This window comes from Planococcus salinus (genome assembly GCF_003719725.1).
In the GTDB taxonomy this organism is placed as follows: Bacteria; Bacillota; Bacilli; order Bacillales_A; family Planococcaceae; genus Planococcus; species Planococcus salinus.
Map to the genome: position 1 here is coordinate 14,009 of NZ_RIAX01000005.1, position 17,052 is coordinate 31,060.

Consider the following 17,052-nt stretch of genomic DNA (forward strand, 5'->3'; position numbering starts at 1 on the left):
TTTGAAGAAAATCATTGATTTCTCACTGAATAACAAGTTTGCCATCTGGATTTTAACGATCATGGTGGTCGTAGCTGGATTATATGCCGGCCTGACCATGAAACAGGAATCCATCCCAAGCATCACCATGCCTGCGGTCACCGTTGTTACGCCTTATCCCGGTGCGGCACCTGACGAAATAATGGATGAAGTGACCATTCCATTGGAGCAGCGCATCCAGAACATGAGCGGTGTGGAATTGCTGACGTCTACGTCTATGGCAAATGCCTCAACGATCCAGGTCCAATTCACATTTGAAACCGACATGGACGAAGCAACGCGCGAAATCGAAGATGCACTGGCTCAAATCTCACTGCCGGATGCGGCCAATGAACCGCAAGTATCACGCATCAGTCTCGATGCATTCCCTGTTCTGACACTCAGCGTCAGCAACGGTGAACAAACACTCGAAGAATTGACCGCTACTGTTGAACAAAACGTCCTGCCGGCAATCGAAGGCGTATCCGGTTTGTCAGATGCTCAAATTTCCGGTCAGCGCATCCAAAAAGTGACCATGGCTTTCAATGACGAAAAAATGGCGCAGTACGGATTGACGCAGGACACTGTTCAGCAATTGATCCAGGGATCTGATCTCACTTTCCCTCTCGGACTGACAAACTTTGACGGCCAGATGAAAAATCTTGTCATCGATGGCAATATTACAACAGTCGATGACTTGAAAGGCCTTCAAATTCCGGCTGTTCCGCAAACAGCAAGTGGTCCAACAGCACAGCCGCCTGGTGCTCCAAGCGCTGAAGCACCGGAAGCCCCTTCCGCTTCCATGCCTGCTGTCGCTTCGATGCCAACCGTTGCATTAAGTGAACTGGCCGATATCGAAGTAATCAGTGAGGCGGAATCGATTTCCCGGACGAACGGTGAAGAATCGATCGGCATCCAAATTGTCAAAACACCGGATGCCAACACAGTGGAAGTGGTGAACGATGTAAAAGACATCGCTTCTGAAATGGAGGAAGAGTATGGCTTAACAGTCGCCACCACTTTTGACCAGGGCGAACCGATCGAGAAATCGGTGGAAACGATGCTCAGCAAAGCATTATTCGGTATTCTTTTCGCTGTTGTCATCATTCTGCTGTTTTTGCGCAGCTTCAAGACAACGTTCATTTCAATCATTTCGATTCCATTATCGTTGTTGATGGCAATTTTCTTATTGAACCAAATGGACATCACATTGAACATTATGACACTCGGCGCCCTGACGGTTGCAATCGGCCGGGTCATCGATGATTCGATTGTCGTAATTGAAAACATTTACCGCCGAATGGCATTGCGCGGTGAAAAATTGCGCGGCAAAGAATTGATTCGCGAAGCAACGCGTGAAATGTTCCTTCCGATTTTCTCTTCAACAGTCGTGACAATCGCGGTGTTCCTTCCGCTGGCGCTTGTCAGTGGACAAATCGGTGAATTGTTCATGCCATTTGCGTTGGCAGTGGTCTTTGCTTTATCCGCTTCCCTATTGGTAGCGGTGACCATCGTTCCGATGATGGCCCATTCCATGTATGCCAAGCAATTGCAGAATCTTTCCAGCAATAAAACAAAAGAACACAAACCCGGAAAACTGGCTGCCGGCTATAAGCGCCTGTTGGAGTGGACGCTCAATCACAAAATCGTTACATTCGGCGGTGCTGCTGCCGTATTGGTTGCCAGCCTGTTCCTTGTTCCGGTCATTGGCGTCAGTTTCCTGCCGGAAGAAGAACAGAAAATGGTTATGGCGACTTACAGCCCAGAACCCGGCCAGACTCGTGATGATGTAGAAACCATTGCACTCGACGCTGAACAACTGATTGACGGACGTGAAGGCGTCACGACTTATCAATACTCTCTGGGTGGCGGCAACCCGATGGCAGCAATGGGTGGCGGCGGAGACAATTCGGCTTTGTTCTTCATTGAGTATGATGATGATTTCGAGGAATTCAGTGATGAAAGCACAAAGCTGATTGATGAATTGAACGGAATGACCGAATCCGGCGAATGGGGCAGTATGGACTTTGCTTCCATGGGAGCCAGCGGACTGGAGCTGTTCGTTTACGGTGATACCATTGAAGACATTCAAACGGCAATTGATCAAATTCAGCCGCTTTTGGAACAAAACGATGGCTTGGAAAACGCAGAATCCAGTTTATCAGAAGCGTATGATCAATACACATTGGTTGCCAAACAGGAAAGCTTGAGTGCCAACGGCTTAAGCGCTGCCCAGGTTGGGATGGCGCTGAACGGAGTCGCTGAAGCACCGGTGTTGACAACTGTCACACATGAAGACAAAGACATTAATGTCTATATAGAAACAGAAGAAACAACGTACACAGGAATTGAAGATGTCACAACCATCGAAGTGCCAACAGCCCTTGGAGGCACAGTGGCCATAGGCGATGTCATGGAAGTTGAAGAAGGCAAATCGCCGGATACCATCAACCGACGGAACGGCCAGATGTATGCGTCTTTGTCAGCCGATATTCTTGGCAATAACGCAGCGGAAATCACAGCTGATATTGATGAACAAGTGGCAGAACTCGACTTGCCTGCAGGCGTCAGCATCGACCATGGCGGTGTCACCGAACAGATCAATGAATCGTTTACACAACTTGGCTTAGCGATGCTTGCAGCAATCGCCATCGTCTACTTCGTACTGGTAGTCACGTTTGGCGGCGCTTTGGCTCCATTCTCAATCCTGTTCTCGCTGCCGTTCACTGTCATCGGCGTACTGGTTGCCTTGTGGATTGCCCGTGAACCACTGAGCGTTTCCGCATTGATCGGCGTCCTGATGCTGATCGGTATCGTCGTGACGAACGCGATTGTCTTGATCGACCGCGTCATTCATATGGAAAAAGAAGGACTGTCCACTCGCGAAGCCCTACTTGAAGGCGGCGTCACGCGTCTTCGTCCGATTTTGATGACGGCCCTGGCTACAATCGGCGCGCTTATTCCGCTCGCGATTGGCGCTGAAGGCGGCGGGTTGATCTCAAAAGGACTCGGCATCACCGTCATCGGCGGATTGACGAGTTCCACGTTACTGACCTTGGTCATCGTACCGATCGTCTACGAAGTCGTTTCGAAATTCCGGAAGAAAGAATTAGCCTGATCAATTGGAACAGCCCCTTTCGTTTTGAAAGGGGCTGTTTTTTATTGTGGGTCGCAGCGAACGCACCTCGTTGCGGAAGTTTCGCACCTCACTGGCAATGTTCCGCACCTCAGGATGAGTTTTCCGCACCTCCAGGCCACTTTTCCGCACCTCCTTTCAATTTTTGAAGAATAAAAATACAAATTTCAGCAGTAAAGAGCTCGAAAAATAGAAAGATATGATATAATTAAATCGACCTAATTAATAACTGAACATTCTATAAATTAAGTTCAGACTTCATACCAAAGAACCACTTCTATCTGGTACATATGCTGTGAAATTACAGCATCCACATAAAAAGGGGTGAATTGAATGGTTTCCAAGTTGTTGAAAGCTTCCGTTGTCTTATTATTGGTTTTATTCTCGCTGTTGTCCTTTTCTCCGCAAGCAGACGCTGCCAGTTCGAAATTTGTCACGAAAGGGAACACCACCAGCAAAGTGGTGGCGTTGACATTCGATGATGGATCCGACGGCACAAACATCAACAAAATTCTAAAGACGCTGAAAGACCATAACGTCAAAGCCACTTTCTTTTTAACAGGTTCCGGTGCCAATAACCACCCGCAAGCGATAAAAAATATTGTGGCGAACGGCCATCAAATCGGCAACCACTCCTATTCTCACCCTGACTTTACAAAACTGACTGCCACACAGATAAAAAACGAATTAAATAAAACAGAAACGGCCATCAAAAACATCACTGGAAAAACGACAAAACCGATTTTCAGAGCTCCCTACGGCGCCTCCAACACCAATGTACTGAAAGCGGTTGGTGACACCGGTTATACCCACACCATTCAGTGGAATATCGACACAGTCGACTGGAAAGGCGTGTCCGCCAGTCAGATCACCAACAAAGTGATGAGCAATCTCGTACCTGGCTCCATCGTGCTGATGCATACAGGGGCGGGTGCTTCAGGAACTCCAGGAGCGCTCGCGGGCATGATCTCAAAAATGAAAGCGCAGGGCTATAAGTTCGTCACGGTTTCTGAACTGCTGAAACTTCCTTCAGCGCCTCCAAGCACCGGAACCAAATACACCGTCAAATCAGGTGATACGCTCTACAGCATTGCTAAACGCCATGGAGTAACGGTTTCCGTTCTGGCCGCCGCCAATAACATTACAAATCCGAACTTGATCCGTGTCGGCCAGATTCTGACCATTCCAGGAAAACCGTCTACACCGGTACCTCCTCCAGCCACAACCGTGAAATACACAGTCAAAGCCGGAGACACGTTGTACAGCATATCAAAACACCATGGAACGACAGTCGCCAAGATTGCTGCCGCCAATAATATTTCAAATCCTTCGCTTATCCGTGTCGGGCAGGTGTTGATGATTGCAAAGTAAATAAAACAGAGCAAGAGAATGTCCTCTTGCTCTGTTTTTCTGTTATCTTATTCAGTTGCTTTTTCTGCAGCCGGCTTTTTTCTTCTTCCGATAAAAAACATCAGCAAACCGAAAGCGAGAGCTCCTGCAATCCAAACCCACATCGGCACGCCTCCATCTCCCTCGACTTCAACAGTCGGATTGGTGACTTCGGCATATTCCTGTACTTCTTCATTCGAAATGGAAAATGGTTCTTCAACTGAGAAAGGCTCATCTCCTGCCTGGCCGTCAACTTTTAAAGTATAATCACCGTCTTTCAAGCTTTCATGATTCCAGGCGAATGGATAACGGATTTGTGATTTCGGAGCCATATTAAAAGTATTCAGCTCCCCTTTGAACATTTCCGCTCCTGAGCTGTCCAAAACAGCATATGTTCCTTCGATATTTCCCTGAATCAAATGCGCATCGTTCGTCATTTCAAGAAATACCTGAGCAGTCTCCGGAATAAACCCTGATGACCCTGTTGAGAAATCAGGTTCCGTTGTCGTTGGCAAATTCAATTTGATGGCCACTGCGTAAGTTGTTTCTGTATTGATGACAAAATTCGCTTCATCTTCACCAGCTTCTTCTGCCGATTCTTGTTCTTCAGCTACTTGTGTCACTTTAATACCGCCAAGCAAAGTTTGTCCGTCCGTTTCAGGAACTGTCACTTGGATCGGCAAATCTATTGAGCCATTGGCAGGAATCGACACAGATTCTTCAACTTCCATGTGAGCGACCAAATGAATCGCATCATCGAGCAATTTCGTATCGTCCGAATCCGTTTCTGCTCCATAAAAAATGCCGCCAGTAGGACTTGTATAAGCATTCGATTTTTCCACTCTTACATTGATTGGTGTTTGCGCCGTGTTTTCCAAGTGTAACTGCATACTCACTTTTTCACCCGGGTTGGCATTAACGTCAAAGTAACCTTTTGTAGTCGGTACTTGATTTTCTGGATAAATCGGTTCGACTTGCAAAGAAGACGGAGATTCTGCGGCGAATACAAACGTAGGGAGAGAGAGTAAGAAAACGAACAGCGTAACAATACGAAAATACATAAGATTCCTCCTGAAAATGATTTAATTTAAGCAAACATAATTCTCAAAAAAATGCCATGTCATTGAGACATGGCATAAAGTTTTCAGATTATTATTGTGGTCCGTTTGTTAAAGTAACAGAAATTGTTGTAGAGTACGTACCAGCGTAAACTTCACTTGGCTTCAAGTTTAGAGTCATTGGAATTGCAGACACTTCAAAAGTTCCCATGCCTTCATCTGTTTCAGCCGTTAAAACTTTTACTGGTCCGTTGTCAATTACGCCTCCTAGTTTAGCAAGATCGGCAACTATAGATGCGCCATCTATTCCCGTTAAATTTGGAGTACCAATCGTTAATGTACCAGGGCTCAATGCTTTTTGTACACTTGGATTAGTAAGTGCTGAAGCCGAAATACTTACGTCCCAACCAGTTCCTGTTCCTCTTGCATCAGTGATAGTAAATGGTTGGATTGAAGCTGTAGAATCGTTTTGGATTTTACCATCTAGTTTAGTGCCAGAAAACGATGTTGCCGATATATCAGATAGTGTTAATTCTCCACCTGTTATAGTTGAACTTACACCTGTCTCTGCTGCTAACGTACCTGAAGCAAACACGGTAGTCATCAAAGCCAAAGCTGCTGTACCTGTTGCGAATTTCTTAAACATTGTTGTCATTCTATTTTCCTCCTGATTGGGGTCAGGGTGTAAAGATCTATTGCAATGACTGTAATCATTCTTTAATCTTAGCAACCCAGCCGTCTTAGTTTAAAAACCTTAGACCTGAAGCTTTGCGTCAACACTTTTCAGCATTTTTGCCTTTGTCAAATAAAGAATTGGCGAATCTCTTTTGTCTATCGTCAATCTCTTACTTGCATATATTAATATATACGAAATTCCGGTATATAGAATTGGTCAGACTTCCTCTTTTTAACATTATTGAAATAGAAAAAGTATAATATAGATGATTTTTTGCCTAGAGAATATAGATGCTTTTAGACAAAACTATTTGACTTGGAGTAATCAGTTTCTTCCAATTTGCTTTGCGGTCGCCTTAGTGGCAAAAACTGTAGAAAATGAAGTTCCGCTATCTTGTCACTTAGCACCCATTCTTTTCAACATTTCATCCGCTGCTCAAATTCAAGTGAGAATCGAGTCTGCCAATGTACTCGACGCTGAATTTGCAGCTACCAAAAATCCCGTCGGCTCATTAGCCAACGGGATTTCTCAGCCATTTATTTCTTCCTTAAAAACTCCAACACCGTTTCATTGATCATGTCATCTTCTGTCCAGTGGTCGTCAAAATTCTCGCGCAGTGTAAAAGTTTTCAACGCATCCTTTACTTCTCCCTCGTAACTGGACTGATCTGCCTTTGCCAATAAGCCGACTTTCACAAGTTGCTGTTTGATTTCTTCGAACACATCCCCTTCGATTGCCACGGTTTTATCAGAAGGTGCACCGAATAATTTATGCAATTCAAAAAGGCGTTTGAGTTCTTCGATGGGTTCGGGATGGTCATCTACACGTAAATCCACTTTGACGTCATTGTATCCCCCGTACCCTGCACCTTCCTGCAATACATACAAGGCAGCCGACTGTTTTCCGCGGCTGTCGCCTCCCGCGCGCTGTGCCGCCTCAAGCGCCAGCAGTAAACGTTCAGCCAGCGGCCCTTTTGACTTCTCAAAAGTCTCACTCATAGCTGAGACCGTCTCTCCGCTGACCAGAATATTGCCCTGGCATGAATGGTGGCGTCCGACAATATGTCCAGCCCAGTCATAACATTCTTCTCCCGTGAACGCACTGGCGACTCCTTCAGCATTGATGACCGCCACCTGCCGCAGATTTTTTCCGGGATCGTCTGCAACCAGCCTGGCGATTACGTCTTCAGGAGACAATCCTTCTTCAAGCAGCGCCAAACCTTCCGGACCATAAGCCGTATTCGCCCACGACTGGGTAGCGACAGCTCCCACATTCGCTTTCGCCCATGGGACAACAGCACCTACTGCCAGAAATTTCGACTGAACCGCAACTCCCACTTCACCTGTTTGCGGATCAGCCCCAATAATCGAAAATGTCGCCACTAGGTTCTCTCTTCTTTCCATGCTTCTCATCTTTTGACTCCCTTCTTTACTCCTGATGCTTATCCTCTATAATCATATTACCTTACTTCCAGCTTCAGTTTAACCATTAACTGTACGAAGAAAACACATTGAAAAGACCGGCAACACATAATGCATTGCCGGTCTGGTCTGTTTCTTATGACTGATAGTTTTCCTGGTCTTCTATTTGCCCATCTTCATTATGGATATACACCATCGTTCCAGCGGTCTCTGCCATTTGTTTCGCTTCATTCACCGCTTCCGATTTGGAAGTATAAGTGGACTCGGGGGTGTCTTCCCCTTCTTTTTTGATTGCCCATTCACCTTCATCGTGAGGGACGACATGATAACGGGCTTCGTCTGTGCCTGCCCGTTCCTTGAAATACTCATCGCGGTTTTCTTTGTTGTCATCAGCCATCAGAATTCCTCCTTCAATTTTGTGAGTGGTTCATCTTTCTTAATCTTTACCCGCGCAATTGAGGAGAAAACCTGTAAAATATTTTATGCGGCCTTGAATCAGTGAAGAACAGCTGGAAACATCAACTTTGGTACCCCTTTTTCCGTCTCTCGGTCCATAAATATTCCACTGTCCCCGTACCCATCAGAACACCGGTCAAGATGAGGACAAATCCAAGCCCGTGATAATACGTGACCGCTTCCTGCAGGAAAATGACCGAACCGACAACGGCGAAGACTGTATTGAAATTGATGAAAATCGCCGCTTCCGCCGGTCCGACTTTTTTGATGGCGTAGTTGTAAACCATATGGCCAAAAGCTGTACATAACAAGGAACTGAACAGGAATACCAGTCCGAGCTTCCAGGAAAACAGGCGCGTGATTTGCCCGATGTTCGATTCAAGCAGCAGACTGGTGATGAAAATGGCCACGGAGCCGATCACCAGCATATACCCTGTCAACAGACGCGGATCGAAATCCGCATGCAGCTTGCTGATCAGTATAAAACTGAAAGCCTGTGTCACCACTCCCGTTAAGATAAATAAATCCCCAAGCGAAACTCCGTTAAACCCGTTTACTCCTGAAAGCGATGTTACTGCTACGCCGATAAATCCCAGCAGGAATCCGATAATCCGCAGCTTTGAGACACGGCTTCCCAATAAAATGACTGCCAAAATCATGGTGAACAAAGGGCCTGTTCCCAAGATTAATCCTGTATTGACGCCCAGCGTGGATTGAAGGCCCAATGCAATGGAAATATGATGCAACATGACATTGAATATCGATATGTACAAAATGAGCCCCAGTTCTTTTCTGTTGGGCCACCGGAATATTTTCATAAAAACAGAGGCGACCAGGACAGCGACCCCTGCAAGAAAAATCCGTAAAGCGGTTAGAATAATCGGATCCATGCTGGTCACCAGCACTTTGATAGCAGATACATTAAATCCCCAGAGAAGCATAACAAACAGCAGAAGTGCGTATATTTTGATCAAAGCATCCACCAATTCCTTTTCTGTGTGCAAAAATTATTATTATTCAGTAAAACACCCTTACATTTTACCACATTTCTGCCTGTTACGAATATAAGTGGACAACCCGGCTGCAAAGCGGTGTATCAAATTTATAACCGATGCACTGAATATTTTCTCATCGCAGAACAAAATGCGGCTCCCATCCCCCTTTTCGACCTCTTGAGCGCATTGTTACATTCTCCAACGGTTGCGTTTGAAATGTTCGAAAAATACATCGTCCGACCACGCCAGCCGATGCTTCAGTTCCGTCAAATACGCCAACAGCACTCCCTCCTTGTCTGTGTCCATGTGCAAAGAAAGGCCTCTGTCGTCCATCCCTTTTTTCAAAGGAGCTATCAGCTCGCTTCCTTTTTCTTTAAAGTTCCTGTCTGCCCTGACTGTTATCTCCTCAATAAATTTCAGGGCATTTCCTTCTCCCATTTCCTGTCGCAACTCTTCACTCATCCCCGCCGCGCACTTAAACAAAGCATCGATATCCCGCGTGCCGATTTTGTCTTTACCTATGAACAATCGGCATACTTCCCTTTCCAGCTGACGTACCAGAGGAATCTCTTTTTTTCTGCCCATCACCGCCTGCACAATGCCCATGTAATACCACGATTGATCCCGCTTCTCCCTGTTGAAACGGAGCCAGACATCTTCTCCTTTGTCAGCTGCATCCTGGTGAATCGACCGCAGATTATGCAGCTTATCAGCCAGGATCAACATCACTTCCTCGTCTGAACGAAAAGGAAGCTGTTCAATCGTATGAAGTTTCCGTACTTCCCACGGCAAAGATTTGGACGGCTCTGTGGCAGCCACTACAAGCCAGAGCACTTCTTCCCCGAATTGCTTCAGCAGCTCCTCCTTGGTCGTATCGGTATCTTCCAGTGTGTCATGCAAAACTCCCGCGGCGATTACTTCTTCCCTCTGCTGTTCTTTTTGCAGCAGCAGCGCCACTCCGAATGGATGCGTAATATAAGGAATCACTGTACCTTTCCTGAATTGACCATCGTGTTTGATGGCCGCAAATTCAATGGCCTTTTCCACCATGCTGTACATGATAAATGCCTCCCTTCTCCAAACTCAATTATCGGATTATTCAGAATATATTTTTATTTTACCACTAAACGGGTATAGTAAATTATAAACCTTTCTTCTTTTTGAGTTCTCTGTTCCCAGTTCGTTCCAACACTGGAGGTGCATCAATTGTCCAAAGGAAGAGTCACGATTGTAGATATACCGATTGACAATCTTTTCAAATCACAGTTGGTGAGTGCGGTGTACACAAGACTGGAAAAACAGCAGAAAAACACTTTTATCGTCACAGCCAACCCGGAGATCATTATGGCAGCGAAAAGAAATGATTCTTATCAACAAGCCATTCTTCAGGCTGACTACATCATCCCGGATGGAACAGGCGTAATGCTAGCCTCAACTATACTGAGCCAGCCCCTGGCAGAGAAAATCGTTGGCTATGAACTTTTGCATACGTTCTTGTCCTATGCAGGCAAACAGCAAAAATCCGTCTATTTTTTTGGTTCGAAAAAAGGAGTTGCAGAACAAGCTGCGGCCAACGCGGAAACGCTTTACCCCGGGCTGGTCATTGCCGGAGTTAAGGACGGCTATTCGGGCATCGGGCAGGAAACTGTTGAAGAAATTGCGGCCTGTCAACCGGATTTCCTTTTCGTGGGGCTTGGCGTTCCGTTGCAGGAACTGTGGATTGCCCAACACAGACATCTTTTTCCTTGCTCAGTCTTAATGGGAGTTGGAGGCAGCTTTGACGTTCTTTCCGGCAAGACGAAACGGGCCCCCAAATTTTGGCTCGATTGGAATTTAGAGTGGCTATACCGCTTGATTACGCAACCGACACGAGGAGTGCGAATGATTCAATTGCCGATCTTTGTAGTGGAAGTTCACAAGCAAAAATGGAGAGAAAGAAGATACCTTGCAAAATAGAAAAGCTGTTATAACCTCTTCCGTACTGAAAAAATGATGGTGCACTTTTTCAACTTTCCTTCACTAACCTGTTTTATTCATCTGAAAATTTCGTCTTTTATTTCGTCAAATGTAGTGTAATATATTCAGTAAAATCTGCACCACCAAAGGAGTGATGCTGAATGTGGAGACTAGGCAGCAAAAAGTTTAACGAAGCAAAAGACATAAAATATAATAAAGACGGTTATTTTGTAAAAAATGAAAGTTCACTTCAGAAAAAAAGAAAAGTAACTGTTATAACTCCCGTATACAATGCCTCTTCTTCTTTAGTAAAAACAATAGAATCCGTGATAGATCAGTCCCTCGGGTTTGAGCATATTGAATATATACTTGTGGACGATAAATCCACAGATTCTTCAAGAGAAATACTTTGGGAATATGCTAAAACCCATAAAAATATTATCGCTGTTTTTTTAAAAAGCAATTCGGGGTCCCCTGCCGTTCCCAGAAACCTTGGAATCGAGCTCGCAACCTCTGATTATGTGACTTTTTTAGACGCTGATGACTGGCTTCACAAAGATGGCCTGGAGGCACTTTATGAATTGATCCTGGAAACGAATGACAATTACGTAGTAGGCAGAACGATGAAAGCAGCTACACAAGGCCTCAAAATTGTCGGCGAACATCAATCAGTCATGGAGAGGAGAAGTGTTTCTCCTTATAGCATTCCCCATATCTTTCAACATTTAGGGCCGACAGCCAGAATGATGAAAAAGAAACTCTTAATGGATAAACAGATACGTTTTCCTCACATGAAGTTTGCGGAAGATAAACAATTTTTCATTGATGTACTGACCAACTCTCCAACCATCTCAACTACGAAACAAGTCGTATATTATGCGAACCGATTGGATGACAACGAAAGCTCGTTGACCACCAAAACCACTATCATGGAAAAAACAGATGCGAATATAGCAGTGATTAAATACGTTAAGAAAAAGAAGCTGCCGATGGAACATGAAAAAATGATTTTAAATCGTCTGTATGAATTCGATTGCATCACCAGGCTTTTTGACAGATATCACTTTCTGAAAAGCGAAGCCAAAGAAGATTATTTCGCTAAATTTCAGGAAGTACTCGAGACTTCCAACGATTTAGGTTACGAGATTTCCGACAACTTCTTTCATCCTATAAATAAAGTCATTTACCAATTATTTAAACAAGGAGAATATAAGAAAATGGAAAACCTCATCAGATGGAATAAAAAAGAAAAGTTTAAGCAATATCTTGTCAAAGACAATCTGCCTTACATGATCACTCCTTTTCCTGAAGAAGATTTGAAGCATATTCGCGTCACCATGCTGGCCGTCTATAAAAATGGTTATTTCGATGAAGAGACCTATAAACTTGAAGTCGATGTGTATGGAGAGGATGTCGACAAAGTCAGTGAACTGGTTTTCAGAAACCGAAAGGATGTCAATGAAGAATACCCATTCGAGTTTAAAGCTGACGGCAAAGGAAAAGAAAGTTTCACGGTCGATATCCATTCCTTAAACGAACTGCCTTCAGCAAGTTTCGAAGTATTTATCCGATACGATGTCTATAAAAAAATCAGCATTTTAAGGCCCGAGTTGATTCAGTTTGAAAAAAGGACTTTCAACTTTTATACAACCATCAATTCCAACCTGGGCCTCAAAATCACGGAACCCTAAAAGGTCTTTACTGCCCGTTCAGTGCGAAAAAAATTAGAAAAACCCGTTAGCAGTTCATTGAACTGATCCCTGTTGATCGGTTCATCTTATACTGTTGACGGGTTTTCATCTTTTTTCAGTGAATGGCTTTTCAAAGCCTCAGTACGGTAAGTTTGCTTTTCTTCTTTGTTCATATTCTGATATTTTTTCAAAAATTCCTCATAATGTTCCAGCACTTCCTGGGCGTCGCCGAATTCCTTTACAATACCAAATTCCAGCCAAACGATTTTTTCGCAAAACTTTTTCATCTGCCCGATCGAATGGCTGACAAAAAACATCGTTTTCCCTTTTTGTGTAAATTCCATCATTTTTGCAAAGCTTTTCTCGGCAAACGACTTATCCCCCACTGACAAAGCTTCATCGATGATCAGTACATCAGGATCCACCCGAATCGATATTGAAAACCCGAGTCGGGACTTCATACCACTGGAATACGTTTTAACTGGCTGATCGATGAACTTTTCAATCTCAGCAAATTCAATGATTTCCTGTTCCATTTCTACGATTTCTCTTTTGGAGAAGCCCAGCATCAGAAGTTTCAGTTCAATATTTTCTCTTCCTGATAATTGATTGTCAAGCCCAGCGTTCACGGCGATCAACGCAACATTTCCCGTACTCTTTACGTACCCTGAAGTCGGCGGGATAACTCCGGCAATGATGTTGGCAAGTGTTGATTTTCCTGAACCGTTAATGCCGACAAATCCGATGATTGACCCTTCCTCCACGTCAAATGAGACATTTTGCAAAGCAAAGAAGTCTTCGCCGAATTCTTTATAGGGAACCATCAGATCAAGAATCCGTTCCGATTTTTTCTGATAAAGCTTATACTTCTTTGAAACATTTCGCACTTCGACTGTTGCTGACATGCTCAATCACATCCAATGTTAGATAAAATCAATAAATTGTTTCCTGAACTTAACATGCAGATATGATCCGATCAGGAAAGCAAGTGCAGTGACGGCGACAAAATAGAAAGCATGAACAGGATGTTCGATAAAGTACCAGCCTTGCCCCAGTAAGGAAGCACGATAACCCTCGATGATAAAATAAAACGGGTTCAGCTTCAGGAAAGTGTGCCATGATTCCGGCAGCAAAGTCGGCGGCCATAAAATAGGCGATAAGTACAGCAGCATCCGCATGAGGGACTGCAGTAACATTTGAACATCACGGACAATAGTGGTTAAAGTCGATGTGATCAATGACAAACTGAATAGAAAAACCAGCAACCCGGCAGTATATAAAGGTAATTGCACATAGTAAATGGAAACCGGAAACCCAAAAAACTGCAGTAAAATGGCACCCAGACCTATAATGACGAGATGAGGATAAAATTGCGCAAAAATAACATAGGCGGGAATCGCACTCATCGGAAAGTTCATTTTCGACAGCATCTTGATTTTGGTGTAAATCGATTTCGAAGATTTCATCACGCTTTGGTTGATAAAAAACCAAACCAAAATCCCGCCGAACAACCAAGGGAAATAATCAATGCTGCCGACCGGTTCCCGCTGCCGGATTCCAAATCCGAAAACGAACCAGTAAATAGTAATTTGAATGGCCGGATTAATAATTTCCCAAGCCATTCCCAAATAATTGCCGCTCGTCAAACTTCTCAGTTCATACAAAGACAATCTTCTGACGAGATAGAAATAATTAATTTGTTCTTTTAAAATCGTTATGGCTGATTTCATCCAGATTTAGCACCTACTCACTTTTTGTCAGGCTCCTGCAGGAAAGCCTGTACCACACGTTCAGCGGCATGGCCGTCTTCCAAAGAGGAATACTTGTTCCGGAACGCTTCGAATAACGGATCTGTATGAACATCTCCCATTGCCATGTCACGGATCGCCTGGAACAGTTCATCTTCCGTCTGAACAATCGGCCCTGGTGCCTCTTCTTCAATATTAATATAAAATCCTCTTAACTGATCCCGGTATTTTTCCAAATCGTACATAAAGAAAATAATCGGCCGATATAAAATCGCATAATCAAAAAATACAGAAGAATAATCCGTGATCAGTAAGTCGGAAATCAAATACAAATCCCGTATATCCGGATAACCGGATAAATCGATGACGTATCCTTCATGAGCGGAAAAATCAAAGTTTTCCGCTACCAAATAATGCATCCTTGTCAACAGAATCCAGTCGGAACCGAACTCCCTTTTCCACTTTTCCAGATCAAACTGAAAGTCAAACCTGTATTTCCCTTTTTGGTAAAATTCGTTATCGCGCCAGGTCGGTGCATACAACATCAACTTTTTATCAGCAGGCAGGCCCAGTTTCTGTTTAATTTCCTGGATGCCATCCATAGAATAATTGGATAAAATATCGTTTCTTGGATAGCCCGATTCAATGACATGGCCTTTAAAATGAAATGCTCTTTTGAATATTTCAGTCGAATAAGGATTTGGCGATATGAGATAATCCCATTTTTTTGATTCGTTCACGATGCTTCTCTGATAAGTGTCTGTTTTCGTACCCGGCATTTGTACTTCTGCAATATCCAGCCCGAGTCGCTTTAATGGAGTGCCATGCCAGGTCTGCACATAAATGGTGCCTTTCGGTTTTGGCATCCACACCGGCAGCCGGACATTGTTGATCCAATAATGCGCGCGGGGATAATTCAGAAACCATTTCCATGTAAAACGTACAATATAAGGTACTTGAAAACGGTCAAACAGGTGGGTTGCTGATTTGTCTATACTCCAAATCAGCTGATATCCCTCTATGTTCTTCTCCATATATTCATAAAGGGCGCGCGGATTGTCACTGTACTGCTTGGCATGAAAACTTTCAAACATGACCAGCTTTCTTTTTTTCGGCAATTTCCCCATCAACTTGAAGACCATACGAAAAATCCTCGGCACGTATTTGCTGTTCTTCAGATTGTTCACTGCCAAACGATTTCTATTGCGCCACGTAAATTCCTGTGTGGCCGGAACTGCCGCAGCAGCAAGATGACCTTCTGCGCTGGTTTTTATAACCACAGCCCGTTCTCCGTGAATCTTAAAATCCACCGTTATGGACGGAAGAGGTTTCCGCTTCAATTTCAGCGGATGCAATACCAGTTCATTGGTTCCGACAAACAACTGCTGCTCCCCTGCTTTTTCGGAAAAAGTGGACAGGGGCACTTTAAAAAACCCATACCGCCTCAGCAAACGCATCCTGGACAACCTGATAAACTTCGCCACAGGCTGCTCCTGATTGCCCAAGTAAAGCCAATCATAAGCTTCGCTTGCCTTATAAGCATAATGGGTGTAACGTCCGAGCAAATAAAGATTGTTGCCGAGCAGCCGCAATTTCATATTCGGCTGAAATCCTGAAACTCTAATTGGATTTCCGCGGCTGAGAAATACACCATTCAATTTGTTATGCAGGTAATACGTGACACCATTTATCTTTATTGTTCCCAGCAAATGCCGGTCCCGATAGCTTTCCAGTTGATAGATGGTAAATACCCTTCTTCCCTTAACAGGAATCCTTCGAAAATCAACGATGGAGCTGACCGAACCAGATGTGACTTCCAGCTCGCCTGGGCCTGCCAGCCCGTAATCCAGCTGTGCACCTTTCCACTCCACAGAAAACTCCATATTTTTTGCCTTAATTTCTCTTCTGAACAAGTCATAGACGAGAAATACATAATAAGAAGCGTAATGGATTTTGGCTAATGTTAAAAACCGGTATTCAACAGTCGAAAGCCCGAGGTCTACAGGGAACAGGTAAGTCAATCGTTGACGGGATGCAAAATCATGGATGGCGAACAAAAAAACATCCTCCTGATCATAAACGGAAAAACCCGTCTCACTTGTTTGTACACACCTCACTGCATCCGAAAAATATTCAAACTGCAAAGGGAAAGCTGCCTCCGTCATTTCGAAATGAGGATTCGGCTTCTGACTTTGACGCGTAATGTATATTCTTTCATCTTTGAGATAAACTACCGTCACTTCTGTTTCTGTCTCTTCCTTCAAAAGGACTTGATCGGCCGCTTCAAATCGGCCGAGAAAAAAAGGGATGCCCGGTGTTACTAGTTGAAGGTCCACATAATATTTTCCCTCGCTTTCCTGTATAAAGAATTCAAAGCGGTTGGACTTTTGATTGAGCAGATGAACCTGTTCATTGTATATCTGCATACAAACCCCTTCTCTGCAATGGAATCGCCGAATTTACAATGTTGTCATAATATTCACAAAACATTTTCAATTGTTATAGAAA

Annotated in this window: 13 protein-coding genes and 1 riboswitch; of the genes, 4 read left to right on the forward strand and 9 right to left on the reverse strand. The window is 44.1% G+C overall.

The features are described 5' to 3' along the window. The first annotated feature begins 1 nt into the window (after nt 1). Together EEX84_RS08340 and EEX84_RS08345 are read left to right on the forward strand one after the other, a co-directional pair. Nucleotides 2-3,136 carry an efflux RND transporter permease subunit gene (locus EEX84_RS08340; protein WP_123165178.1) on the forward strand — a complete coding sequence of 1,045 codons (3,135 nt, stop codon included), beginning with the start codon at nt 2-4 and terminating at the stop codon, nt 3,134-3,136. 351 nt (nt 3,137-3,487) lie between these two features. After that, nucleotides 3,488-4,525, forward strand: coding sequence for a polysaccharide deacetylase family protein (locus EEX84_RS08345; RefSeq protein WP_123165179.1), 1,038 nt, complete (start codon nt 3,488-3,490; stop codon nt 4,523-4,525). A gap of 47 nt (nt 4,526-4,572) precedes the next feature. On the opposite strand, the gene EEX84_RS08350 is transcribed toward EEX84_RS08345, so the two are convergent. The 6 genes from EEX84_RS08350 to EEX84_RS08375 all read right to left on the reverse strand — a co-directional run bounded on the left by EEX84_RS08350 (nt 4,573) and on the right by EEX84_RS08375 (nt 10,208). After that, nucleotides 4,573-5,604, reverse strand: a complete 1,032-nt coding sequence (locus EEX84_RS08350) for a WxL protein peptidoglycan domain-containing protein (RefSeq protein ID WP_123165180.1) — start codon at nt 5,602-5,604, stop codon at nt 4,573-4,575. A gap of 91 nt (nt 5,605-5,695) precedes the next feature. Further along, complete coding sequence (locus tag EEX84_RS08355) at nt 5,696-6,256, reverse strand: WxL domain-containing protein (protein ID WP_123165181.1); 561 nt, start codon at nt 6,254-6,256, stop codon at nt 5,696-5,698. 67 nt (nt 6,257-6,323) lie between these two features. Then, a riboswitch (cyclic di-GMP riboswitch) is annotated at nt 6,324-6,408 on the reverse strand. Nucleotides 6,409-6,813: 405 nt separating this feature from the next. Beyond that, a complete protein-coding gene (locus tag EEX84_RS08360; RefSeq protein WP_123165182.1) occupies nt 6,814-7,689 on the reverse strand; it encodes a DUF1028 domain-containing protein in 876 nt (291 codons plus the stop codon). A gap of 145 nt (nt 7,690-7,834) precedes the next feature. After that, nucleotides 7,835-8,095, reverse strand: a complete 261-nt coding sequence (locus EEX84_RS08365) for a DUF2188 domain-containing protein (RefSeq protein ID WP_123165183.1) — start codon at nt 8,093-8,095, stop codon at nt 7,835-7,837. 121 nt (nt 8,096-8,216) lie between these two features. Next, nucleotides 8,217-9,128 (reverse strand): DMT family transporter, encoded by a 912-nt coding sequence (locus EEX84_RS08370; protein ID WP_123165348.1) that lies wholly within the window; start codon nt 9,126-9,128, stop codon nt 8,217-8,219. A 210-nt stretch (nt 9,129-9,338) separates the two neighbouring features. Next, a complete protein-coding gene (locus EEX84_RS08375; RefSeq protein ID WP_123165184.1) occupies nt 9,339-10,208 on the reverse strand; it encodes an HD domain-containing protein in 870 nt (289 codons plus the stop codon). Nucleotides 10,209-10,355: 147 nt separating this feature from the next. On the opposite strand from EEX84_RS08375, the gene EEX84_RS08380 reads away from it, so the two are divergent. Together EEX84_RS08380 and EEX84_RS08385 are read left to right on the forward strand one after the other, a co-directional pair. Further along, nucleotides 10,356-11,105 (forward strand): WecB/TagA/CpsF family glycosyltransferase, encoded by a 750-nt coding sequence (locus EEX84_RS08380; RefSeq protein ID WP_123165185.1) that lies wholly within the window; start codon nt 10,356-10,358, stop codon nt 11,103-11,105. A 161-nt stretch (nt 11,106-11,266) separates the two neighbouring features. Further along, nucleotides 11,267-12,796 carry a glycosyltransferase family 2 protein gene (locus EEX84_RS08385; RefSeq protein ID WP_123165186.1) on the forward strand — a complete coding sequence of 510 codons (1,530 nt, stop codon included), beginning with the start codon at nt 11,267-11,269 and terminating at the stop codon, nt 12,794-12,796. A gap of 86 nt (nt 12,797-12,882) precedes the next feature. On the opposite strand, the gene tagH is transcribed toward EEX84_RS08385, so the two are convergent. From tagH to EEX84_RS16675, 3 genes are read right to left on the reverse strand one after another with little or no spacing between them, the layout of a single operon-like run. After that, nucleotides 12,883-13,701, reverse strand: a complete 819-nt coding sequence (gene tagH / locus EEX84_RS08390; RefSeq protein WP_123165187.1) for a teichoic acids export ABC transporter ATP-binding subunit TagH — start codon at nt 13,699-13,701, stop codon at nt 12,883-12,885. Nucleotides 13,702-13,719: 18 nt separating this feature from the next. After that, nucleotides 13,720-14,526 (reverse strand): ABC transporter permease, encoded by an 807-nt coding sequence (locus EEX84_RS08395; RefSeq protein WP_123165188.1) that lies wholly within the window; start codon nt 14,524-14,526, stop codon nt 13,720-13,722. A gap of 17 nt (nt 14,527-14,543) precedes the next feature. Then, nucleotides 14,544-16,970, reverse strand: a complete 2,427-nt coding sequence (locus tag EEX84_RS16675) for a CDP-glycerol glycerophosphotransferase family protein (protein ID WP_240033947.1) — start codon at nt 16,968-16,970, stop codon at nt 14,544-14,546. Nucleotides 16,971-17,052: the final 82 nt, after the last annotated feature.